Below are 23863 nucleotides of genomic sequence, written 5' to 3'. Positions count from 1 at the left end.
AATGAGCGATATCGGCTGAATCCGTCTCAGATTAGGAATCCACACCGATATTTAAACCGACTAAGGGATGCTTTAAATTCCGGCCAATAATAGCGAGAAACCCATAAGGATTTCTCGCTATCTAAAGGGAACTACGCTGAATGGTGATTAATTCCGAGTAACGGCATCAACAACGCGGATATGATAAATAATGGTTGAACCCGGTAAAATATCCGGCAGTCTTCCTTGCTCACCATAAGCCAAGGCTGGTGGTACCACCAGCGTGATACTGCCATGATTCTTCAAATTAGCCAGAGCCGCTTTAAATACCGGTGGATAACTGGCTAATGGCTGAGTAATAAAATGACCCGAAACATCCGTATCATCAATGACAGTACCATCTATCAAACTCTCTTTTACTGAAAGAATAACGTCGCTATTTTCAGCAATCGCATTATCACCTTGATAATCTACCTGGTAATAGAAACCCATCGGATCTTTCTTTACTTCTGGCTTACGGGAAAACGCGATTTGATAACGTTTACCGGCGGCCTCTGCTTCACTTTTTAACTTCTGTGATTTCTGATGCAATTCGGAGTAAGTCTCATACAATTTTTTGAGTAACACTTCTCGTTCAACCTGCAACGATTGCATAACGCTATCGTGAATACCCCTCAATACCCATTCTGATTCACTACGCACGCCAAAAGATTGGTTTTCTAACAGACTAGCCTGCACTTTTTCACCCAACTGGGTGCCAATGGCATAGTCACGAATTTCAACAGCCTTGTGCGGTACTTTAGCGATCGAAAGATCCGAGGCTACTGCACCAGACTGAGCCTTGGTTTTCTCCAACTTGGTTAATTGTTCATCCGTCGTTTTCAACTGTTGTTGAGTTTCTTCAAGTTGCTCAGCCAGTTTATCTATCTGATGTTCACGTTCAGCCTGTCGTTTAACCAAGCCATCTGCTCGTGATTGCTCCTGCTGTCTGCTGTTTTTTTCCTCAGCTAACTGCTTTTCCAGATCGGTAATTTTTTTCTCTACCGCAGCCTGTTGTTGCGCCGCCTGCTCCTTTTGCTGCATCTCCATAGTTTTTAACTGCTGCGCCAGCGCGATCCGCTGCTGCTCTGCATCGTTATGCTGCTTGGCTAACTCCTCAGCTCGGGCTTTCTCTGCTGTCAGTTGTGTATTCAGCTCCGCCTGTTGTTTAGCTGCCTCAGCCTGTTGTTGTGCCGTCTGCTCCTTGTACTGCGTTTCCAAAGCTTTTATCTGCTGTGCTAACGCTCCTCGCTGTTGCTCTGTATCGCCATGTTGTTGAGATAACTTCTCAGTGCGAGCCGTTAACCAAACGGCTTGGGCTTTCTCGGCCGTCAATTGTGTATTCAACTCCGCCCGTTGTTTGGCTGCGGCGGCATTGTGTCGTGCCAACTGCTCCCTGTGTTGAGTTTCCAAGGCTTTTAGCTGCTGCGCCAGCTCACTACGCTGTTGTTCTGCATCGCTATGTTGCTTGGCTAACTGCTCAGCGCGGGCTTTCTCAGCCGTTAGCTGTGTATTTAGCTCTGCCAGTTGCTTGGCTGCTGCGTTATGTTGTTGTGTCGCCTGTTCTTTTTGCTTCTCTGCTAAAGCTTTTAGTTGCTGCTCCACATCGCTACGCTGTTTAGCTAGCTGCTCGGCGCGCTCTTTCTCCGCCGTCAGCTGTGTATTCAGCTCCGCCAGTTGTTTAGCTGCCACGGTATTTTGTTGTGTCGCCTGTTCTTTTTCCTTCACTTCTAAAGCTTTTAATTGCTGTGCCAGCGTAACTCGCTGCTGTTCGGCATCACCATATTGCTTGGCTAACTGCTCGGCGCGAGCTTTCTCGGCCGTCAGCTGTGTATTTAGCTCTGCCAGCTGCTTGGCTGCTGTGGCATTTTGTTGTGTTGCCTGCTCTTTTTGCTTCGTCTCTAAAGCTTTTAGCTGTTGATTTGCATCGCTGTGTTGTTTGGCTAACTGCTCAGCTCGCGCTTTTTCAGCCGTCAGCTGGGTATTCAGCTCCGCCAGTTGCTTGGCTGTCGCGGCATTTTGTTGTGCCGCTTGTTCTTTTTGCTTCGCCTCTAAAGCTTTTAGCTGTTGATTTGCATCGCTGTGTTGTTTGGCTAACTGCTCAGCTCGCGCTTTTTCAGCCGTCAGCTGGGTATTCAGCTCCGCCAGTTGCTTGGCTGCTGTGGCATTTTGTTGTGCCGCCTGCTCTTTTTGCTGCGTTTCTAAAGCTTTTAACCGTTGATTTGCATCGCTACTCTGCTTGGCTAACTGTTCAGCTCGCGCTTTCTCGGCTGTCAGTTGCGTATTTAGCTCTGCCAGTTGTTTGGTGGCGGCGGCATTTTGTTGTGCCGCTTGTTCTTTTTGCTTCGCCTCTAAAGCTTTTAGCTGTTGATTTGCATCGCTGTGTTGTTTGGCTAACTGTTCAGCTCGCGCTTTCTCGGCGGTCAGTTGTGTATTCAATTCTGCCAGCTGTTTGGCTGCTGCGGTATTTTGTTGTGCCGCCTGCTCTTTTTGCTTCGTCTCTAAGGCTTTTAACTGCTGTGCCAGCGTGACCCGCTGCTGTTCGGCATCACTATTCTGCTTAGCTAACTGCTCAGCGCGGGCTTTTTCAGCCGTCAGCTGGGTATTCAGCTCTGCCAGTTGTTTGGTGGCGGCGGCATTTTGTTGTGCCGCTTGTTCTTTTTGCTTCGCCTCTAAGGCTTTTAACTGCTGTGCCAGCGTGACCCGCTGCTGTTCGGCATCACTATTCTGCTTGGCTAACTGTTCAGCTCGGGCTTTTTCAGCCGTCAGCTGGGTATTCAGCTCTGCCAGTTGTTTGGTGGCGGCGGCATTTTGTTGTGCCGCTTGTTCTTTTTGCTTCGCCTCTAAGGCTTTTAACTGCTGTGCCAGCGTGACCCGCTGCTGTTCGGCATCACTATTCTGCTTGGCTAACTGTTCAGCTCGGGCTTTTTCAGCCGTCAGCTGGGTATTCAGCTCTGCCAGTTGTTTGGCTGCTGCGGTATTTTGTTGCGGCGACTGTTCTTTTTGCTTGGCTAACTGCTCAGCGCGGGCTTTCTCGGCCGTCAGCTGTGTATTTAGCTCCGCCAGTTGCTTAGCTGCTGCGGCATGTTGTTGTGCCGACTGTTCTTTTTGCTTCGCCTCTAAGGCTTTTAACTGTTGATTTGCATCGCTACTCTGCTTGGCTAACTGTTCAGCTCGCGCTTTCTCGGCTGTCAGTTGCGTATTTAGCTCTGCCAGTTGTTTGGTGACGGCGGCATTTTGTTGTGCGGCCTGTTCTTTTTGCTTCGCCTCTAAGGCTTTTAACTGCTGCGCCAGCGTGACCTGCTGCTGTTCGGCATCACTATTCTGCTTGGCTAACTGTTCAGCTCGCGCTTTCTCGGCGGTCAGTTGTGTATTCAATTCTGCCAGCTGTTTGGCTGCTACGGCATTTTGTTGTGCCGCTTGTTCTTTTTGCTTCGCCTCTAAGGCTTTTAACTGCTGCGCCAGCGTGACCTGCTGCTGTTCGGCATCACTATTCTGCTTGGCTAACTGTTCAGCTCGCGCTTTCTCGGCGGTCAGTTGTGTATTCAATTCTGCCAGCTGTTTGGCTGCTACGGCATTTTGTTGTGCCGCTTGTTCTTTTTGCTTCGCCTCTAAGGCTTTTAACTGCTGCGCCAGCGTGACCCGCTGCTGTTCGGCATCACTATTCTGCTTAGCTAACTGTTCAGCTCGCGCTTTTTCAGCGGTCAGCTGTGTATTCAATTCTGCCAGCTGCTTGGCTGTCGCGGCATTTTGTTGTGCCGCTTGTTCTTTTTGCTTCGCCTCTAAGGCTTTTAACTGCTGCGCCAGCGTGACCCGCTGCTGTTCGGCATCACTATTCTGCTTGGCTAACTGTTCAGCTCGCGCTTTTTCAGCGGTCAGCTGTGTATTCAATTCTGCCAGCTGTTTGGCTGCTGCGGTATTTTGTTGCGACGACTGTTCTTTTTGCTTGGCTAACTGCTCAGCGCGGGCTTTCTCGGCCGTCAGTTGTGTATTTAGCTCCGCCAGTTGCTTAGCTGCTGCGGCATGTTGTTGTGCCGACTGTTCTTTTTGCTTCATCTCTAAAGCTGTTAGCTGCTGTGCCAGCGTGATCCGCTGCTGCTCAGCATCACCATTCTGTTTAGCCAACTGCTCAGCTCGCGCTTTTTCAGCGGTCAGCTGTGTATTCAACTCTGCCAACTGCTTGGCTGCTGCGGCATGTTGTTGTACGGCCTGTTCTTTTTGCTTCGCTTCTAAAACTTTTAACTGTTGATTTGCATCATTGTGTCGTTTAGCTAGTTGCTCAGCACGGGCTTTTTCAGCCGTCAGCTGCGTATTTAGCTCCGCCAGTTGTTTGGCTGCGGCGGCATTTTGTTGCGACGACTGTTCTTTTTGCTTCGTCTCTAAAGTTTTTAACTGCTGCGCCAGCGTGATCCGCTGTTGTTCTGCATCGCTATGTTGTTTGGCTAACTGATTAGCTCGGCTTTGCTGTTGCTCACTACGGGCTTTCTCCGCCGTCAGCTGTGTATTCAGCTCTGCCAATTGTTTGGCTGCCGCGGCATGTTGTTGTGCCGCCTGTTCCTTGTTCTGTGTTTCCAAAGCTTTTAACTGCTGCTCTGCATCGCTATGTTGCTTAGCTAACTTATCAGCCCGGCTTTGCTGCTGCCCAATGCGAGTTTTCTCAATAGCCAATTGAGCCTTCAGATCTACCTGCTGCTGTACGGCATCACTATGTTGTTTAGCTAACTTATCAATACGGCTTTGCTGCTGTTCACTGAGAGTTTTCTCAGCCGCCAGTTGTGCCTTCAGTTCCAGCAGTTGTTTGGCAGCTGTGGTGTTTTGTTTTGCCGCATTATCCTTCTGCTGCGCCTCCAAAGCCTTTAGCTGTTGCTCCGCATCGCTATGCTGTTTCGCTAATCGATCGGCTCGGGCAAGTTGCTGCTCAGTTCGAGTTTTCTCAGCCGCCAGTTGCGCCTTCAGTTCCAGCAGTTGTTTGGCAGCGGTGGTGTTTTGTTTTGCCGCATTATCCTTCTGCTGCGCCTCCAAAGCCTTTAGCTGCTGCTCCGCATCGCTATGTTGTTTCGCTAACCGATCGGCTCGGGCAAGTTGCTGCTCAGTTCGAGTTTTCTCAGCCGTCAGTTGTGCCTTCAGCTCCAGCAGTTGTTTGGCGGCGGTGGTGTTTTGTTTTGCTGCATTATCCTTCTGCTGCGCCTCCAGAGCTTTTCGCTGCTGCTCCGCATCGCTATGTTGTTTCGCTAACCGATCGGCTCGGGCTTTCTCAGCAATCAGCTTTGCTTTCACTTCGCTCAGTTGCTGCTGGAGTTTATCGGACTTGGCGGGATTGGCTTCAAGGGAAAGAATACGGCGCCGCAATTCAGCAATGTCCGCATCTTTATTTCTGATGGTTTGATTAAATTCAGATTTAATTTTATCAACGTCTGATGACGCAGTTTTCTGAATAGCTTTTAACGGCTTTTTATTTTTTTCACTTATAACCGATTGTTTCTGTTCAAAAGAGTGTTGAGAAACGGGGCGTTCATTTTTTCTTGGCGTTGCATTTCTTTCCTGAACTCTGACACCAATAATATCTTTCTCCGATAGTTCACTATCGGTAGCCGATGTTATCAGGGGTAAAATCAGAGCAAAAAAAAACCGTATTTAAAATTAAACTTCATCCCGTCCCTCTCTTCTACATGATGAATATGTTTTTCCCTAACTGTCATCGGTAGAAAATAAACTCCTAACAGTCACCACTATAGTGAATTAAATAACATTATCGTACCAATTAACAAGCTCAACTTATTATTTTATGGGTTATATCTTATTTAATTAAATAATACCTTACAAAAAGCCCGCATCTCTATCGGCTTTTTATCTTAATCAATCAGAATAATAAAACAAACATTGCCTCTGAAACCGTTTTTTTTCCGGTAAAAAAACTGATAATAAACAAGATAATCTGATAAAAACTATCTATATGCCTGTTGTTACCGTAGCTATGCTTATCAGGCTATCAAAACCTAATACAGCACAATCATCACAGTAACACCCAGAAAGAAGATGCCCAACAGAACATAGCGGGCACCTCCCTAGAAAACTTAAACTAATTGATGATATTCCGTCAATCAAGGGAGACAGAGTAGGTTTAATAGGATAAATAGTCCATTATTTATCCGTCAATTTATCAATTAAGGCTTAACCACTAAGTCATTTTTGACACTTTTAACGCCTTCTACCGCGCCAACAACCTTAACAATGTGTTCAGACTCAGCTTGGCTGGCAACATGACCCGTCAGGTAAACCACCCCATCCGTAGTTTTCACCGAAACACCGGTACTCTTGATGTCTTTGGCCTCCAACAACTTAGTCTTGATCTTCGCCGTTATGCCGCTGTCATCCATGTAGTTATCAACTTTTTTCATTGAGGAATCGATTTTAGTTCCGGCCTCATCAGCGGTCGCCTTGGCTTTGTCCATTATCGTTTCCTGAGCGAATACGCTACCACCTACCAGAACAGAACCTAAAACCGCTACCATCATCGCTTTGCTTAACATAGTGCTTTTCATTGATTCTTTCCTTATTTGTGCATTAATTATCTGATTAAAAGTACATTATTTTCGTGACCGGCAATAACCTCACCTCACATTGATAATTATAGAACACCGCAAAAAAACCGATGAAACAGCACAAAATCAAAACCCAACAAACTGATAATCAATAAAAAATAACATTTTTTCGGTCTAAAACCCCACACTAATATGACAGTATTGATTCAAATTAAATCAATCAGAAACGGTTAGTATAATAATATTTCATTCAAATAGCAGAACAGGAATTGAATAACACATCTAATCTTAATTGGATCATAAAAATAAAATGAAACGGGTTAATATTGCAATTAAATAACTAAAAATACATCAAAACAAATCATGAAGTAAATTTAAAACAAAAGATAAATTATGGACAAATTAACAATTAAAATAAATTCAAATATGTAGCCATCAAAATAAAAAATGAGTTTTTTATTTTATTAAAAATTCAATCAACTCTACTCACAATGTATTTAAAATTAATTTTCTTCGTTCACCCTGTTTTATATCATGGTGACTTTTTCAACCAATAAATCCATTAGGTCATTAAATCATCACTGAAGTTAAAGACGACAATCTCAATAACATCTTATTTTTTAATACGTTTTTTATTCTGAATCACTATTGTTATAGATGTTCCATCGCCAGAATCATCGCAAAACAGAAGCGTTTATAACCATCTCACTGATGTAAACCTTAACGTTATTCAAAAAATAGAAATGCAGTTTTTCATATTGAAATTCTCGCAACTTTCCCCAGATTATTTCCCGACAGATACCTATCCCAAGTCCGTAACACAACATCACTGCACAGCAACAAACGGTTCATCAGAACACGATAACTGACCGACCAACACGTTCAGAGACTTCCCGACTGAAAAGTAAGAAGTACGCTTTCTTAATCCATGCTAGCCTCTGTGCAGGAATGCTATCACGGACTTCATCAATAAAAGTAAGTCCCCTATTATATTGGGCTGAAATTTATGAATAATATCTATTCTCTCTATCAAGCAAGAAAACCACAGGTTCTGCGCCAACTACTCGTCTCATCTCCCCTTTTAGTTTGGGTACAGCGTGGACAAAAACGGATAATCACCGAAAACAGCGACTACCGGTGCCATCAGGGGGAATGTCTGGTGCTACCCGCCCCGTATCAATTTGGCGTAGAAAACATGCCGTTGGCTCAAGGCCCGTATTCTGCCCATTGCATCGTCGTCCCTGAAGCCTGGACAATTCGCTTTCTGCAACAGTACGGCAGCCAGCTTCCCTCCCATCATCAGCAACATCCGGTATTTAGTCCCTCAGACACCCTTAGCCAACAGTTGGAGAATTTCATTCATCTGATTAAAACCGCTGAGATATCAGAACTTGCCATGACCAGAGCTGAACACGCCTGGCAACAAGTATTACTCACTATGGCTTTTGAACACGTCGGTCAGACTCTGTATACCCACCCGGAAAACAGTCTGGCGAATACCATCAGAACGTTGATACAGGCGGATCTTGGCCATTCATGGCAACTTGAGCAGTTAGCAAAAAATTTGAATATGAGTGAATCAACACTAAGAAGAAAGTTACATAAGGAACACACCAGTTTTACCCAGATATTGCACGATATGCGTATGAGCTATGCCGCTCATTTACTGATGACCAGCGCCGATAATATTCAACAAATTGCGCTGAATATTGGCTATAGCTCGCCTTCCAAATTTGCCTCTCGCTTTGAAAAACAGTTTGGTACCACCCCAAGCGAGCTGCGTAAAACTCGATAATAAAATTAAACGTATCAGAGCATAATCTGAACGTTACGGGCGCGAAAACTCGCCATGGATTACGGCATGATAGTGGCCATTATGGTCGATATAAGGAAGTTCACAATGAAAAGCATCACCACCACAGCCCTCTTACTGGTTTTGTCCGTCTTCAACGTCAATGCAGCGGAATTCGCCGTCACCAGCCCGCAGTTTAAATCAGGACAAACCTTGCACAATGAGCAAGTCTATGGGGATTTTGGCTGTCACGGCGGTAATCTTTCCCCAGAGTTAAACTGGGAAAATCCACCGGCCGGAACAAAAAGTTTTGCAGTTTCCGTTTATGACCCTGCTGCACCAACTGGCAGCGGATGGTGGCACTGGATGGTCTTCAATATTCCAGCCCAAACTAACCAGTTAATAAGAGGTATTTCGGCATCGAATCAAACATTACCATCGGGTGCGATTCAGGCGAGTAACGACTTTGGCCAGACCAATTATGGCGGGCCCTGTCCGCCAGAAGGTGATAAACCACATCCCTATATCTTTACGGTATATGCGCTCAGTACTGACCACATTCCATTGGATGGAAATTCATCCTCAGCCATGGTTGGTTATATGATTCATCAGAACCTATTAGCAAAAACGTCCATCACTGCTTACTACCAGCGTTAAGCGCGTTTTAACACATTCAGGAGAGAACCTGCCCGGTGAAAGGGGGGCTTCTTTCCTGCTATCCACATTTCTTTACAGTAACTTCATTTTTTCTCCACGTTTCCCTCCTACAGACCCGTTAGAATACGTTAGTATTATCGCCATTTTGCGATATCGTCAGTCTATAAAAATAACAACGAAGATATTATGAGGTTCACCGTCCATGGCTAATTTTTTCATCGATCGCCCGATTTTCGCTTGGGTTATTGCCATTATTATCAGCCTGTCAGGACTTCTTGCCCTTAATGCATTACCGGTGGAGCAATACCCTAATCTTGCCCCGCCCACCGTTAGAATTTCTGCCAACTACCCCGGCGCGTCAGCACAAACCCTGGAAAACTCGGTGACTCAGATTATTGAACAGAGTATGACCGGGCTGGATAATTTGCTGTATATGTCCTCGCAAAGCAGCAGTACTGGCAGTGCCTCTGTTACCTTAACGTTTCAGGCGGGTACCGACCCCAACGAAGCCATGCAGCAGGTACAGAACAAGCTACAAAGCGCCACTCGAAAGCTACCTCAGGATGTTCAACAGCAGGGCGTCACGGTCTCTAAATCCGGCGACAGCAGTCTGATGACCGTGGCTTTCGTTTCAACCGACCACAGTATGGATCGTCAGGATATTTCCGACTATGTCGCCAGTAACCTGCAAGATCCCCTCAGTCGAATTAACGGTGTCGGTAGCGTTGATGCCTATGGCTCGCAATATGCGATGCGTATCTGGCTCGATCCAAACAAACTGATCAACTATCGTCTGACCACGCAGAATGTCGTCGAGGCGATTTCATCCCAGAATAAACAAATCGCCGTTGGTCAGGTGGGCGGAACACCATCGGTAGAAGGCCAAACCCTCAATGCCACCATGAATGCTCAGGCACAGCTGCAAACCCCGCAGCAGTTCCGTGATATCACGTTACGCGTTAATCAGGATGGTTCAGTGGTCACATTGGGCGATGTTGCCACCGTCGAATTGGGTGCAGAAAAGTATGATTACCTTAGCCGCTATAACGGCATGCCAGCTTCCGGTATGGGTATTAAATTGGCTTCCGGTGCCAACGAATTAGAAACGGATAAGTTAGTTAAAGCTAAATTAGCAGAGCTGGCACCCTATTTCCCTCATGGGTTAAAAGCCGAATATGCCTATGAAACCACCCCCTTTGTTCAGGCATCGATAAACGATGTGGTCAAAACACTGTTTGAAGCCATTTTATTAGTGTTTCTGGTGATGTATCTGTTCCTGCAAAACTTCCGGGCTACGTTAATCCCAACCATTGCCGTTCCTGTGGTATTACTCGGCACCTTTGCCATCCTATACGCCTGCGGATTCAGCGTTAACACCCTCACCATGTTTGCCATTGTGCTGGCTATCGGGCTACTGGTTGATGATGCCATCGTAGTGGTCGAAAACGTGGAGCGAGTGATGGCCATCGAAGGGCTATCGCCGCGAGAAGCGACCCGCAAATCTATGGGGCAAATCCAAAGTGCACTGGTGGGTATCGCGCTGGTACTCTGCGCGGTATTTATTCCCATGGCATTTCTCGGTGGCACCACCGGCGCCATTTATCGCCAGTTTTCCATTACCATTGTTTCCGCCATGGTTCTGTCAGTATTGGTCGCGCTGATTCTGACGCCTGCGCTATGCGCCACCATGCTAAAACCCATTCCACAGGGCCAGCTACATACCAGAAAGGGTTTCTTTGGCTGGTTTAACCGTACCTTTGAGCGAAGTGCCCACCGCTATGAACAGGGCGTCGCGAAAATTATCCACCGTAGTAGCCGCACTCTGCTGGTTTATATTCTGATTATTGGCGGGATGGCATGGCTATTTATGAAATTGCCAACGTCCTTTCTACCGCTGGAAGATCGCGGCGTCTTTATGACCCAAATCCAGTTACCGGTCGGTTCAACCCAACAGCAAACTCTGAAGGTCGTGGAGAAAGTTGAAAAATACCTTATGGAAGCGGAAAAGAAGAATGTCCGTTCGGTGTTTTCAATCGTTGGGGCAGGCCCCGGAGGTAATGGTCAAAACGTCGCAAGAATGTTCGTTCGTCTACAAGACTGGAAAGCACGTACAGCCGCCGAAGATAGCTCATTCGCCATTATTGAACGCGCTACTCAAGCGTTTAGCAACATTACTGAAGCCAGAGTATTTGCCAGCAGTCCACCGGCGATTTCCGGACTGGGCAGTTCTGCCGGGTTTAACATGCAATTGCAGGATCATGCTGGCCTCGGCCATGAGGCATTGCTTAAAGCGCGAGATAGCTTACTACAAATGGCCAGTAAGGAATCATCCCTAACCCGAGTTCGCCATAATGGTCTGGATGACACTCCACAGCTACAGGTAAATACCGACCAGCGTAAAGCGCAGGCGTTGGGGGTAAAAATTGATGATATTAATAGCACCTTAAGAACCGCATGGGGCTCTACCTATGTGAATGACTTTATCGATCGCGGGCGAGTAAAAAAGGTCTATGTTCAGAGTGATGCGCCTTATCGGATGCAACCAGATGATATTAACCGTTGGTACGTCACCAATAAAAACGGCGATATGGTGCCGTTTTCAGCATTCGCTTCTACCGTGTGGACATCCGGTTCACCGCGTTTAGAGCGCTATAATGGCAATGCATCGTTGGAAATTGTCGGTGAAGCAGCACCCGGCGTCAGTACCGGTGCCGCCATGGACACCATGGAAAAACTGGTTGCCCAGCTTCCTGAAGGAATTGGGCAAGAATGGACCGGGATGTCTTTTCAGGAAAAACTCTCCGGCTCACAGGCTCCTGCGCTGTATGCCGTTTCGCTACTGGTGGTCTTCCTCTGTCTGGCGGCTCTGTATGAAAGCTGGTCGATTCCCTTCTCCGTGATGTTAGTGGTTCCATTAGGTGTGCTGGGAGCGATCTGTGCCACTTGGATGCGCGGACTGGAAAATGACGTTTATTTTCAGGTGGGGATGTTAACCATCATCGGTCTGTCGGCCAAAAACACCATCTTGATCGTCGAATTTGCCAATGACCTGCACCGTAACGGTAAGGATTTAATCTCTGCGACGCTTGAAGCCTGCCGCTATCGTCTACGCCCAATCTTAATGACGTCACTGGCCTTTATCTTTGGCGTGTTGCCGATGGCTATCAGCAATGGTGCCGGTTCCAGCAGCCAGCACGCGGTAGGTACCGGGGTGCTCGGCGGAATGATGACGGCAACCTTCCTGGCAATCTTCTTTGTACCGGTATTCTTTGTGCTGGTACGCAAAAGATTTCCCGGCAAGTCACATCAATCTGTTGAATAACAGAGGAAGCCATAATCAAGCGATAAACAGAACTGTCATCCCCCAATCTGAACAATAATAGATGGGTTATTGCAGTTCTGGCGCTAACTTAAGCGCTATGTTCCTGCGCCGAGTTGGCTATTTCTTGCAAAATCCACTGTTCAAAGATCTTCATGGTCGACGTCATGGTGCGCGATTTTAGACAGGTTAACCAATAAGCCCCCATATCGACTTCTGCATCAAATGGGCGAACCAGTTTTTTTTCCCGCAGTTCACGCGTAAACATACTGGCGGGAGCCAGCGCAACGCCACCACACTGAATAGCGCTTTCAACCATCAAGCGTGAAGAATCGAATATTGGGCCGTTAATTCGCCAGGGAATAACCTGAGCCGCCTGAAACCAGTGTTCCCATTCATCCTGACGATAGGAACGCATCAACATATGGTTTTTCAGATCTTCAGGAGAATTCAGCGATTCCGCCACATCCGGCGGACATAATACCGTTAACGGCGCGGTAAACAGCTTCACATTATGCGTTGACGGCCACAGCCCCTCGCCAAAGCGAATAGCAAAATCCATGCCTTCTGCCGATAGATTAACCACATTATTGTTAGTTAAAAGTCTAAGATCGATAAAAGGATATGCCTTTCTAAATGATGCCAACCGAGGAATCAGCCAGCCGACGGCGAATGTTCCTACCACCGCAATCGTTAAAACTTCATGAAAGTGACCATCCTCAAATTTCTGCAAGACCGATTCTATGCTGTCAAAAGCCGAGGTTAATACTGGGAATAGTGCCCGCCCCTCCTCCGTCAGATCGAGCCCACGAGGTAAACGCTTAAACAACACAATACCCAAACGCTCCTCCAGCATTCTTACCTGCTGGCTAACGGCCGCCTGGGTTACATTCAGCTCCTGCCCGGCACGGGTAAAATTAAGGTGACGAGCTGAGGATTCAAAAGCACGGAGTGCATTAAAGGGAAGCCAGTTACGCATCGGGATAGCCATAAGTTTTTCTTTATGCTGATTGAAATTATTATCGTTTGTCAAAACACCAATAAAAATGGATATTCATCTACCTGCTCAACCATCCCTGGCGGGATATTGGAATTATAGAGAAATATATAGGCTAATATTATATGAGCCATGGCGATAATGCATAAGAAATCCTTGCAGCATATCCATTTCTCTTTTCTTTCGATCCGCAACCGACGTTAATACGATGAGATTGTTACTATGATAAAAACACCTTTTTTCAACGCCCTGTTACTTCCCCTACTCAGCGCGTTAATCACGCCTGTTGGCTATGCCGCAGATAAATCAGAGATCGATAATATTGTTCAGCCATTAATACAGAAATATTCGATTCCCGGTATGGCTATTGCCATATCCGTTGATGGTGAACATCAATTTTATAATTATGGTGTAGCGTCAAAACAAACTCAGCAGCCGATAACCAATACCACCCTATTTGAAATTGGCTCATTAAGTAAAACCTTTACCGCTACGCTGGCTTCCTATGCGCAGAACGAAGGTAAGCTGTCATTCTCCGACTCCGCCAGCCACTATTTGCCAACCTTAAAAAACACATCGTTTGATAACGTTAGCCTGTTAAATCTGGCTACCCATACTTCTGGTCTTCCCTTATTCGTTCCGGATGAAGTCACCAATAACGCACAGTTGATGGATTACTATCAGCATTGGAAACCTGAACATGAGGTGGGTTCTTATCGGGTCTATTCAAATCTGGGTATTGGGATGCTGGGCATGATTACCGCCAATAGCTATCATCAATCTTTCGCTGATGCCATGGAAACGAAAATGCTGTCGGCATTAGAGATGAAACACACCTATATCAAGGTTCCATCCAGCCAAATGGCAGACTACGCTCAAGGCTACAATAAGCAGGACCAACCGGTCAGAGTAACGCCCGGCCCCCTTGATGCTGAATCTTATGGAATCAAATCAAGCACTGTCGATCTGATTCACTATCTGGATGCCAATATGCAGGTGGCTCAGGTCGATGAAAAGTGGCAACAAGCAATTAATGATACCCATATTGGCTATTATAAAGCGGGTCCATTTACTCAAAATCTCATGTGGGAAAGCTATGCTTATCCACCTAAGTTAGAAGAATTACTGTCTGGCAATGATGCCGGAATGATCATGAACGGCAGCAAAGCCACAACAATAACACCACCTCAAGCGGCCATGTCAGACGCTTGGTATAACAAAACCGGATCCACCGGCGGTTTCTCTACCTATGCGGTGTTTGTGCCTTCCCATAAAATCGCCATTATTATCTTAGCCAATAAATGGTTCCCGAATGATGAGCGGATCGAAACTGCCTACAAAATTATGCAGGTGCTGGATAAACCGGTAGTCGATAAATAAATTGGGGTTAAAGCGCGAGATGGGGGGATGCTGTTCAGTTAAGTTTAATAACAGCGAAAGTTTCGTCCACTATCAGTGTAGAGAATAAATCAACGAAGGAGCACGTGGCCGAGCAAAGGGCGTTGGGCGAACGCCCTCTGCACTCCCTCGCCTTCGCCCCCTAATTCAGGCCGCCTATCGGCGGCTCCCCTCCGCCTTCGCTCGGGTTAACGCACCGGCGCTGATATGCTCCCGGCAAAGCAGCGCCTCGCCCATTATCCCTGATGGTCGTGCTCCCTCTCTCTGTTGTCGGCTGAATTCCAGCGCTCAATAGAAAGGACCAAAGATAAATACCTCACATTTTCTTAACCGATCGGATGAAAGACAGGGAGAACCTTTTTGTAATCTCAATGACCATAACAGTCATTAATATCAATGAATTATTCAGACAGGTGCCACTCCATAAAGGAGTGGCATACAACATGGAGTGTGTTTAAATCAGAAGGCGATGCGGAAACCAACATTTCCCATAATTGGCGATTCTACATGCCCACCTTGGCGATAATTGGCTTCAGCGTAAACCGAGGTATTATCGTTAATATTGATATCAACGCCTGCCCCATATTTTCCGCTATTTCCGGATAGGTTATTGTTGAAATCATTGGTGTCATTAATAGTCACCGTATTATGTTTAATAAATTCACGCTCAATCGCCAGTCGGGCATAAGGCCTGATTTCGCTGCCGTTTTGCAGAGAGAATTTAGTACCAACGATCGCCCCCAGTTCTCCGCGAGCGGAACGGTTATTCCCGGTATTCGCTTTCATGCCATTGTTAAGCTCAATATCTTTGCTTTCAGCGGTAAAGTAGCTGCCGCGCACATACGGTTCAGTAAACCAGGCGTCGGTAATATCATAATGGTATCCCGCTTCCAGTGCGCCACCAATGGCATTTTGGTGATAGTCAGCGGTGGCATAGTCACCGTTAACCATCCGAGCCTTCATGTCATTATTAAAGCGGTTGCCTTTAATCACGCTATCAATGTAATAACCGATATTGTCAAAGTAGGTTAAATAGACGCCTAAAGCATAGCTATCGATATTACTGCGGCCACCACGAGCATGCTTAACGGTGTTATCCGTATAAGAGGTAAAGACCCCGGCTAACAATGCACCGGAAGAAAGCTCAAAGGTTTTATCTCCACCAATCTGAAGACCATCCTGCTGCAATTTAAACGCCGCATTGCCGGAGGTATGGATCCGGGTATTATTGGTGAGATAGCGTCCCCACACATTACCGTTGTTACCCTTATGGGTATTCAGTCCGCCTTTGCCCAAGCCCTGCATTTCACCGTCAAAAATAAACTGATTCGCTGCCGCCATACTTAACACCGCATCTGTTGAGGTACTGGTGCGAGGTTTTGAATTAGGCTCAGTGGGATCCGGCGTTGGATCCGGTTTTGGATCATTACCTAACGTCAGATACCAATCGTCGTTTGATTGTTTAAGGCTATATTGATAGGTTCCCAGCTCTACCACACCGTTAGACAGAGCAAATGAATCTGCTACGCCACCTTTGGCATGAATAAGATGATATCCATCACTTCCTTCCGAACCGCTACCCGATAGGTAAACGGTATGTTTGCCTTGAGTGGTTTCCGTGACATTCAGAAAGTCACCGCTAGCGCCTTCGACTCTCATCGCAAAACTACCGTTACCGGATAAATTTTCCATGTCTAAACGAGAGAATGGCAACGAGCGTTGAGTACTGGTTAAGGAGGAGAAAACGATCTGACCATTATTGTTCACATTGCTGGCAGAGGAATCTTTCTCTACACTCCAGCGGCTTTGTTCATCGATAGTGATGCTTTTCACATTTTCCGTATGACCACTAAATGAGGAATTATTCTGCAAAGTAACGTTTAAAGATGCGTTCTCTGTTGCAGCAATACCACCAGAAATAGCGCTATTATCTACGCCAAAATTCACCGTAGCATTATCCATCACGTTCAGAATGGTATTGGTTCCACTAGTCAGGCTAGCATCGTTCTGTAATTGGATATCCGCCACGGCATCTTTGGCAACAACAATAGAGGCATTATTTTCAGCATTGATCGTTGAATTATCGATAATAATATTATTATCGATATAACTAACATATAAACCTATGGCATCACTGTTAGCATTAACCACCGATTTTTCACTAAGCTTGAGGCTCCCGCCAACCGTAGTAATACCGGAATCACCCTTAGCATTAATTTCCGATCCCGAAATATAAGCCTTACCACCAGCAAACCTGGCTCCAATGCCGTCTGAATTTATCTTGCTCTTGTTCAAGAATGTATTGGCATCCACTTCTGCTATACCAGCTCCTGCAGATAGACCTATGGCAAACTGACCACTGCCAGATACGTTAATTTCAGTGCCGCTAATGGATAAATTATTGTAACCATTAAAAATAGCGGTATTGCCTTTCACTGATACTTTTGAGTCAGTAATATGGTTCATAATCCCTGCCCCAACGCTGGCAGGCCAATTACCTTGAAGTTCGATACCCAAACCGCCAACCTGCTCATTAATAATCTCAGAGCCGCTAATATTAAGATAGCCGCGCCTTACCGTAATAAGCTGACCAGAATTATCGATAATTGTCGATTTATTTATTGTAAGGTGTTTTATTGGGGCAAGAGCTATATCTTCCTCATGAATATAAATACTCCCTTTTACTACCCCCTCATTAATATTCAGCGCCGCCGGAATACCTTTCCGATACATGGTAACCATCCCACGTATTTCACCTTGCTTATTGATATTTAATTGTCCGCCATTAATAAATACCGCACTATTGCTACCATTGCCAATAACACCACCGGCATTCACATTAACGATATCACTCTTGGCAACGGAATATGTTTTATCAGAAAGATCGGTTGTTACGGTGATATCTCTGGCGTAGGATAGCGGTGAGGATAGTGTTAGCCCAAGAGCTGCAACAACGGCTAAACACACATAGCTTTTCTTTAGATTGGTTTTCTTTATCCGTTTCATTTTACTTAACTTTCCTTAGATTTAATACAAAGTCCATTACTTCGTCAATATAAATTCCAACAAAAACTCATTTGATCATACCAAAAAAACACACGATCACCAAACAAAGCAAAGAAAAAGCAACTGATTTAAAAAAATGGATAATTAAATCAAAAAAAACAAACGAATAAAAATTCAATAAAAAACAAACATATTTATATTTAATTTAATTCAAATTAAATATCAGAAAAAACAAGGCAACATTTTAAAATTTAGCACGTAAAATAAAAAGAAAATTAAGGAAGGTAAATAAATTAAAAATATAAGATTGATTTTATGAAGAAAATGCCATTGACCAATATCTCAGTTTTAGCGCCAGCCATATCAGTAAGCACAATAACGCTCTTTCAATAACGTCAAATAACCATATTTTTAATAAGGATAAATCCATTGTTAATACGGTAGTAAAATAATGAGATCATCTTATACTGGGTCAATTATTGACGAACGCGATAAAAAATAACCAAAGGCTTACCCATGCAGTACCACATCCGTCCGATGAAACTGGCTGATTTAGACGCCATCTTTGATATTCAGGCTTCGGTTTACCATTCTGACCTGTTAGAAAGCCAAGCATTCTATGAAAACCGCCTACAACTGTCGGCCAATACCTGCTGGGTCGCCACAACAGAAAAGAATCAATTGCTGGGGTATCTCATTTCCTATCCGTGGATCCGTACTTTTCCACCGGCGCTGGGAGAGGTATTAGCTACCCTACCGGAACACGCGGATAGCTGGTTTGTTCACGATTGTGCCATTTCACCCAGCACACAGGGATTAGGCGTTGGCAAAGCACTGTTTATCACAGCCCGCAACAGTGCCATTGAGCAAGGCTTTCGACACAGTAGCTTAGTTTCACTGGCTCAGGCCACGCATTACTGGCTTAATCAAGGCTATATTGCCGTCGACAATACGCCACAACTGACCGAAAAACTCGCCGCCTATGGTGAAGGTGCCTGTTATATGTATCAGGAAATGACAGTCTAAACGCACAATGGGGGTTTAGAATCCTTGAATGCCTGCGGCTTTTAAGTGTTCAACCGCAGTCTGAACCTGTGGATGCCGTATAAATTCATATGCCTGTTGGGCGCCCTTCGCACCAATTTCAGGCTCTTTTTGCCAGTCCGCTATGCTCATATTGGTTAACTGATGCCAACCAATATGACGAATCTTTTCCGTTGAGATGAAATTCAGCCCTAATCCTCTTAACCATTGTGCGGCGTCACGTTGCCGGGCTGCATTGATATATTGCATAAATTGCTGAGGCATTTGTTTACCTACCTTTTTGCCTACCCCAGTCATTGCAATAAGCTCTGCTTCCGACAGGGAAAGCCAAGAAGTCATATCCTTCACCCAGCCTAAAGCGACCAACTGTTGCCATGTTTTATAGCTAAGCCCTTTCAGATGTAATCCCTGCTTACCGCTGAGCCAGACCAGCCGGGAGATAAACTGCTGTTCGCAGTCGCGGGTTAACGTCCAGCAACTTAGTGGGTGATATTGTGTTTCATCGGGTACATTCACCACTGCTCGCTCAGCCAAACGCCAAGCTACCTGAGTAATATGCGGGATTCCCTGCCCAGCCAGCGTCAATACAACGCGATCGCCGGGGCGAATGTCCAACGTTTTCCAACGCGCGGATGAGCCAATGGATATCTTACGAATCCACTTATCATCCAACTTAATCGGCTTAACGTTGACTATCGTCGAAATACGACCGGTTCTTCCCACATTAAAGCTAATCGATTGAACCTCAGCAATAACGTTTTCCGCTGGATATTTCCATGCGGCCGCCCATGTTGGGGGTTTCGCGATCCAATTAATGCCTAATGGTCTGTTTCCCTGACGGATAACCACACCGTCTCGGGCAAAGGGCAGCGCCGTATCAAACCAATGCTGATACCAGTGCTGCGCTTTCTCAAATGAATCCACAGAATGCGTATTATCTGTTCCATACCGAAAGCCCATCTGATTTAGCTCATTCAAACGTGAAGGCATATCTTCCGGGCCATCAGGCCAATCCCAGACCCAAAACTCAATATGCTCAATAGCTTGTGGCGACAGCGTTTTACTCATCATGGCACCGGCCACCTTAGACCGGGCATTCTGACCACCATCCCTCCGTTGAACATGTCCATCCAAACGCCAGAACAGCTCCCCTTGCACCACCAAACGCTGGCGTTCGGTTGGTAGCCGCTGCGGTATCCCCTTAATCTTCAAGGCATGGGCTGTCCAGTCTTCACCTTTTACACCATCGCCTCGACTCATTGCCGACACCAGATGCCCCTGTTGATACACCAGCGTAGCCGCAACACCATCAATTTTGGGCTGTATCCATAAGTCCTGCCGTTGCGCCATCCAACGCATAACCGACTGAATGTCCGCCAGCTTAATCAATCCGGTATGCATCACCGGATGAAGCAACGGAAGCAGGGGAATATCTTTTTTAACCGGAATCATATCGACCACAAACTCGGCAAAGCAGGCATACCAGTTCTGCCGCTGTTGAAGCAAGCTATCGTAAATGCCATCATCAATTTGCGACACACCGCGGAAATAATACGCTTCATCCCAACGGGCAAGCTGAGCATCCAATGCACCGATCTCACGTACCGCTTGAGTTTTATTCCAGACCGGGCAATCCGCCACCCCTTGTGCCCAGGCCGTTCCCCCGCTCAAATAGAGCAACAACCAACCAATTAACAGTTTGATAAATAGCAACATGATGATCATCTCCTGACAAAGAATCGCTATTTCAAGCCGAATTTCGGTGGATGAGTAGTGGCAAAAAATCAATCTGGAAGAGAGTAAGAATAAAAAATGGCGGGAAATGTAATGCTCAATAAATTTCGTGAGAGGGATCGACAGAATAAAAATCTGTCGCGATTGAAATAAAAATGATCCGTTATCGTGTGACGAGGATGTACGCTGAGGCGCAGCAGTGTATACTATGCAAGGAATTCTATACGCTTCTTCTTTTCTGATAATTCAACGACAGCAAACAGACATAACAATGGTTAAAGGTACACTTTATATTATTTCTGCACCCAGCGGCGCCGGAAAGTCCAGTCTTATTCAGGCCTTACTGAAAACGCAGCCGGCTTACGACATGCAGGTATCCATCTCCCATACCACCAGAGCTCAACGCCCGGGGGAGGTTGAAGGAGAACACTATTATTACGTCTCGGTTGATGAGTTTAAGCGTTTGATCGAAGTCGATACCTTTTTAGAATACGCCGAAGTTTTTGGTAACTATTACGGTACATCCCGCCCTAAAATCGAGCGGGTACTTTCGCAAGGTATTGACGTTTTTCTTGATATCGACTGGCAAGGAGCCCGCCAGATTCGTGAAAAAATGCCGCAAAGCCGCAGTATTTTTATTTTACCCCCATCGAAAGATGAGTTAGTTCGCCGCCTGCAAGGTCGTGGACAAGATAGTGATGAAGTTATCGCTGGCCGCATGGATGAAGCGGTACAGGAAATTTCACACTATGATGAATATGATTATCTGATTATTAATGACGACTTTGATTTAGCACTGCACGATCTAAAAGCAATTATTCGTAGCGAACGTTTGCGTTTAGACCGTCAAAAACTGCGAAATGAAGCTTTAATCAGCAAATTATTGGCAGACTGAGGCCAGTTTAAGTATCATGCCCAGTCCTTTCTTTATCTGTGGAGTTGCACTCTTATGGCACGCGTAACCGTACAAGACGCTGTAGAAAAAATTGGTAACCGCTTTGACCTGGTTTTGGTCGCGGCTCGCCGAGCTCGTCAAATTCAAATTCAGGGTAAAGACCCTCTCGTTCCGGAAGAGAACGACAAGTATACCGTTATTGCGCTGCGTGAAATTGAAGAAGGTCTGATCAACGCTCAGATCCTCGACTCACACGCCCGTCAAGAACAGCAAGAGCAGGATGCCGCAGAAATGCAAGCCGTCACCGCGATTGCTGAAGGTCGCCGTTAATTCAGGGCTGAATATTACCTTGTACCTGTTTGAAAGCCTTAACATACTGGCTAAACAATACTTGCCGGATGAGCAAATTGAGTGCCTCAAACAGGCATACGTTGTTGCTCGCGATGCTCATGAAGGGCAATCCCGTTCCAGTGGTGAACCTTACATCACTCATCCTGTTGCTGTGGCCTGCATTCTGGCAGGCATGCGGCTGGACTACGAAACGCTCACCGCAGCCCTGCTGCATGACGTTATCGAAGACACCTCGGTGACCTATCAGGATGTAGAACAGCGTTTTGGCAAGAGTGTTGCTGAACTGGTCGACGGCGTATCCAAACTGGATAAGCTTAAGTTCCGTGACAAAAAAGAGGCTCAGGCAGAAAACTTCCGCAAAATGATCATGGCAATGGTGCAGGATATCCGCGTCATTCTGATCAAGCTGGCGGACCGTACCCATAATATGCGTACGCTGGGTGCACTACGCCCGGACAAACGCCGACGCATCGCCCGAGAAACGCTGGAAATCTACAGTCCACTCGCCCACCGTTTAGGAATTCATCACCTAAAGATCGAGTTGGAAGAGCTGGGTTTTGAAGCCCTTTATCCTAACCGTTATCGCGTCCTGAAAGAGGTGGTTAAAGCCGCCCGCGGTAACCGTAAGGAAATGATTCAGAAGATTTTGTCGGAAATTGACGGTCGCTTGAAAGAAGCAGGTATTCCCTGTCGAGTCAGCGGTCGCGAAAAACACCTCTATTCCATCTACCGGAAAATGCACCACAAAGAGCAGCGCTTTCACTCCATCATGGACATCTATGCGTTTCGCATCATCGTCAGTGAAGTGGATACCTGCTATCGCGCATTGGGGCAGGCTCACAGCCTGTATAAACCTCGTCCGGGTAGAGTAAAAGATTACATTGCTATCCCTAAAGCCAACGGCTATCAGTCGTTGCATACTTCACTGATTGGCCCACACGGTGTACCGGTTGAAGTTCAGATCCGTACTGAAGACATGGATCAAATGGCCGAAATGGGGGTAGCAGCACACTGGGCTTATAAAGAGCAGGGCGAGTCCGGCACTGCCGCACAAATCCGCGCCCAGCGTTGGATGCAAAGCCTGCTTGAACTCCAGCAGAGCGCCGGTAGTTCATTTGAATTTATCGAAAGCGTTAAATCCGACCTGTTTCCTGATGAAATCTATGTCTTTACGCCAAAAGGCCGTATCGTAGAACTGCAGGCCGGTGCTACGCCGGTGGATTTCGCCTATGCGGTGCATACTGATATTGGTCATGCCTGCGTCGGTGCTCGCGTCGATCGCCAGCCTTACCCTCTGTCGCAAGAGTTGCATAACGGACAGACGGTGGAAATTATTACCGCACCGGGCGCGCGTCCAAACGCGGCCTGGTTAAACTTTGTGGTCAGTTCTAAAGCGCGCACCAAAATCCGTCAAATGCTGAAAAACCTTAAGCGCGATGATTCTATCGGTTTAGGTCGCCGCCTGCTTAACCATGCCCTTGGGCAGGGTCGTAAAGTAACGGATATCGATGCGAAGAATCTTAGCCGTGAATTGAAGCGTCTGAAGCTGGCTACCCTCGAAGATTTACTGGCAGAAGTCGGTTTAGGCAATGTCATGAGCGTTATGATTGCCAAAAACTTACTCAGTGATGACAGTAACCCCGATGAAGAACCGGCGGTTAATGGCCGTAAGCTCGCCATTCGCGGAGCCGATGGTATTTTACTGACCTTCGCCAAATGCTGCCGTCCGATTCCCGGTGACCCGATCATTGCTCACGTTAGTCCGGGTAAAGGTTTAGTTATCCACCATGAGTCCTGTCGCAATATTCGCGGTTATCAGAAAGAACCTGAAAAATTCATGGCGGTAGAATGGGCCGAGGATACCGAGCAAGAGTTTATCGCGGAAATTAAAGTCGAGATGTTTAACCATCAGGGTGTTCTGGCCAATTTGACCGCGGAAATTAACTCAGCCAAATCCAATATTCAAAGCCTGAATACGGAAGAGAAAGATGGCCGGGTTTATATCGCCTATATTCGCCTAACCACGCACAACCGCGTTCATCTGGCTAATATAATGCGCAAAATTCGCATTATGCCGGATGTGATTAAAGTCACCCGCAACCGAAATTAA

General features: G+C 46.2%; 13 protein-coding genes. 8 read left to right on the top strand and 5 right to left on the bottom strand.

What is annotated here, in order from left to right:
* Nucleotides 1-147: 147 nt before the first annotated feature.
* Nucleotides 148-5367 (bottom strand): FKBP-type peptidyl-prolyl cis-trans isomerase N-terminal domain-containing protein, encoded by a 5220-nt coding sequence (locus tag BMZ28_RS13005; RefSeq protein WP_074823801.1) that lies wholly within the window; start codon nucleotides 5365-5367, stop codon nucleotides 148-150.
* 815 nt (nucleotides 5368-6182) lie between these two features.
* Complete coding sequence (locus BMZ28_RS13000) at nucleotides 6183-6560, bottom strand: BON domain-containing protein (RefSeq protein ID WP_074823799.1); 378 nt, start codon at nucleotides 6558-6560, stop codon at nucleotides 6183-6185.
* 1006 nt (nucleotides 6561-7566) lie between these two features.
* Between BMZ28_RS13000 and BMZ28_RS12995 the strand changes: the two genes are divergently transcribed.
* The 3 genes from BMZ28_RS12995 to acrD all read left to right on the top strand — a co-directional run bounded on the left by BMZ28_RS12995 (nucleotide 7567) and on the right by acrD (nucleotide 12331).
* Nucleotides 7567-8355: a helix-turn-helix transcriptional regulator gene (locus BMZ28_RS12995; RefSeq protein WP_074823796.1), complete on the top strand. Its 789-nt coding sequence runs from the start codon at nucleotides 7567-7569 to the stop codon at nucleotides 8353-8355.
* Between the two features lie 105 nt (nucleotides 8356-8460).
* Entirely contained in the window at nucleotides 8461-9009 is a 549-nt protein-coding gene (locus BMZ28_RS12990) for a YbhB/YbcL family Raf kinase inhibitor-like protein (RefSeq protein ID WP_074823793.1), read from the top strand.
* A 202-nt stretch (nucleotides 9010-9211) separates the two neighbouring features.
* A complete protein-coding gene (gene acrD, locus BMZ28_RS12985) occupies nucleotides 9212-12331 on the top strand; it encodes a multidrug efflux RND transporter permease AcrD (RefSeq protein WP_074823790.1) in 3120 nt (1039 codons plus the stop codon).
* A gap of 88 nt (nucleotides 12332-12419) precedes the next feature.
* Here the strand turns inward: acrD and BMZ28_RS12980 are convergent, their stop codons facing one another.
* Nucleotides 12420-13307, bottom strand: coding sequence for a LysR family transcriptional regulator (locus BMZ28_RS12980; RefSeq protein WP_074823951.1), 888 nt, complete (start codon nucleotides 13305-13307; stop codon nucleotides 12420-12422).
* Nucleotides 13308-13547: 240 nt separating this feature from the next.
* Between BMZ28_RS12980 and ampC the strand changes: the two genes are divergently transcribed.
* Complete coding sequence (gene ampC / locus BMZ28_RS12975) at nucleotides 13548-14705, top strand: class C beta-lactamase (RefSeq protein WP_047779550.1); 1158 nt, start codon at nucleotides 13548-13550, stop codon at nucleotides 14703-14705.
* 477 nt (nucleotides 14706-15182) lie between these two features.
* Here the strand turns inward: ampC and BMZ28_RS17515 are convergent, their stop codons facing one another.
* Nucleotides 15183-17729 (bottom strand): autotransporter outer membrane beta-barrel domain-containing protein, encoded by a 2547-nt coding sequence (locus BMZ28_RS17515; protein ID WP_074823787.1) that lies wholly within the window; start codon nucleotides 17727-17729, stop codon nucleotides 15183-15185.
* A gap of 516 nt (nucleotides 17730-18245) precedes the next feature.
* Here BMZ28_RS17515 and BMZ28_RS12965 point away from each other — a divergent pair.
* Nucleotides 18246-18755 (top strand): GNAT family N-acetyltransferase, encoded by a 510-nt coding sequence (locus tag BMZ28_RS12965; RefSeq protein WP_197723512.1) that lies wholly within the window; start codon nucleotides 18246-18248, stop codon nucleotides 18753-18755.
* Nucleotides 18756-18770: 15 nt separating this feature from the next.
* Here the strand turns inward: BMZ28_RS12965 and ligB are convergent, their stop codons facing one another.
* Entirely contained in the window at nucleotides 18771-20489 is a 1719-nt protein-coding gene (ligB, locus tag BMZ28_RS12960; protein WP_074823784.1) for an NAD-dependent DNA ligase LigB, read from the bottom strand.
* Nucleotides 20490-20778: 289 nt separating this feature from the next.
* Here ligB and gmk point away from each other — a divergent pair, with 289 nt between their 5' ends.
* From gmk to spoT, 3 genes are read left to right on the top strand one after another with little or no spacing between them, the layout of a single operon-like run.
* The gene (gene gmk / locus BMZ28_RS12955) at nucleotides 20779-21402 is read left to right on the top strand and encodes a guanylate kinase (RefSeq protein ID WP_047779548.1); all 624 of its coding nucleotides are present in this window, start codon (nucleotides 20779-20781) and stop codon (nucleotides 21400-21402) included.
* A 54-nt stretch (nucleotides 21403-21456) separates the two neighbouring features.
* The gene (rpoZ, locus tag BMZ28_RS12950) at nucleotides 21457-21732 is read left to right on the top strand and encodes a DNA-directed RNA polymerase subunit omega (RefSeq protein ID WP_047779547.1); all 276 of its coding nucleotides are present in this window, start codon (nucleotides 21457-21459) and stop codon (nucleotides 21730-21732) included.
* Between the two features lie 19 nt (nucleotides 21733-21751).
* The gene (gene spoT / locus BMZ28_RS12945) at nucleotides 21752-23863 is read left to right on the top strand and encodes a bifunctional GTP diphosphokinase/guanosine-3',5'-bis pyrophosphate 3'-pyrophosphohydrolase (RefSeq protein ID WP_074823943.1); all 2112 of its coding nucleotides are present in this window, start codon (nucleotides 21752-21754) and stop codon (nucleotides 23861-23863) included.

This window comes from Pragia fontium DSM 5563 = ATCC 49100, assembly GCF_900112475.1.
Taxonomy (GTDB): Bacteria; Pseudomonadota; Gammaproteobacteria; order Enterobacterales; family Enterobacteriaceae; genus Pragia; species Pragia fontium.
Note: the sequence above shows the minus strand (reverse complement) of the source record. Positions and strands in the feature narration are given on the sequence as shown.